Below are 973 nucleotides of genomic sequence, written 5' to 3' on the forward strand. Positions count from 1 at the left end.
CCGTGCTACACCCCATCCGGCGAGCCCTACTGGACGCCTCCGGGCGAGCCCTGCTGAGCGAACCGGCGCGGCGCGCACTTTTCCGAAGGCGGCCTAGCGCGGGGTGAGCAACCGCTCAACGTATTTCGCGATCACGTCGACTTCGAGGTTGACCTGCGTGCCGACCGGGGCGCGGCCCAGCGTGGTCAGCTCGCGGGTGGTAGGGATCAGCGAAACCTCGAACCAGTCGGCGCCGAGCCCGGAGACCGTCAATGAAATGCCGTCGACGGTGATCGATCCCTTCTCGACGACGTAGCGGGCCACCGCCGCGGGGATCTCGATCCGCACCACTTCCCAGTGCTCGGACGGCGCCCGGCTCACCATCCGCGGACCGGTCGTGACCTCCGACGCCGGGCACGGCGACTCGATCGCCGTCAACGGCGTCTGCCTGACCGTCGTCGAGCTGCTGCCGGACGGCCAATTCACCGCCGACGTGATGGCGGAAACCCTCAACCGGTCCAACCTGGGCTCCCTGCAGGTGGGCAGCCCGGTCAACCTGGAGCGCGCCGCGGCGGTCAACAGCCGGCTCGGCGGGCACATCGTGCAGGGGCACGTGGACGGGACCGGGCAGGTGGTGAGCCGGGCGCCGTCCGAGCACTGGGAAGTGGTGCGGATCGAGATCCCCGCGGCGGTGGCCCGCTACGTCGTCGAGAAGGGATCGATCACCGTCGACGGCATTTCATTGACGGTCTCCGGGCTCGGCGCCGACTGGTTCGAGGTTTCGCTGATCCCTACCACCCGCGAGCTGACCACGCTGGGCCGCGCCCCGGTCGGCACGCAGGTCAACCTCGAAGTCGACGTGATCGCGAAATACGTTGAGCGGTTGCTCACCCCGCGCTAGGCCGCCTTCGGAAAAGTGCGCGCCGCGCCGGTTCGCTCAGCAGGGCTCGCCCGGAGGCGTCCAGTAGGGCTCGCCGGATGGGGTGTAGCACCC

The 973-nt window shown here is 69.5% G+C and carries 2 protein-coding genes; one reads left to right on the forward strand and one right to left on the reverse strand.

What is annotated here, in order from left to right; translation table 11 throughout:
* Positions 1-93: 93 nt before the first annotated feature.
* Positions 94-363: a hypothetical protein gene (locus A5709_RS21205; RefSeq protein WP_369827389.1), complete on the reverse strand. Its 270-nt coding sequence runs from the start codon at positions 361-363 to the stop codon at positions 94-96.
* On the opposite strand from A5709_RS21205, the gene A5709_RS21210 reads away from it, so the two are divergent.
* The gene (locus A5709_RS21210) at positions 314-880 is read left to right on the forward strand and encodes a riboflavin synthase (protein ID WP_067946772.1); all 567 of its coding nucleotides are present in this window, start codon (positions 314-316) and stop codon (positions 878-880) included. The two genes, A5709_RS21205 and A5709_RS21210, sit on opposite strands and share 50 nt — an antisense overlap.
* Positions 881-973 lie beyond the last annotated feature (93 nt).

The organism is Mycobacterium sp. E1386 (assembly GCF_001672745.1).
Lineage (GTDB): Bacteria > Actinomycetota > Actinomycetes > Mycobacteriales > Mycobacteriaceae > Mycobacterium.

What these genes read in the sequence shown, in the direction of transcription:
- A5709_RS21205 (WP_369827389.1), bottom strand. Translation starts at nt 363, where the DNA reads ATGGTGAGCCGGGCGCCGTCCGAGCACTGGGAAGTGGTGCGGATCGAG.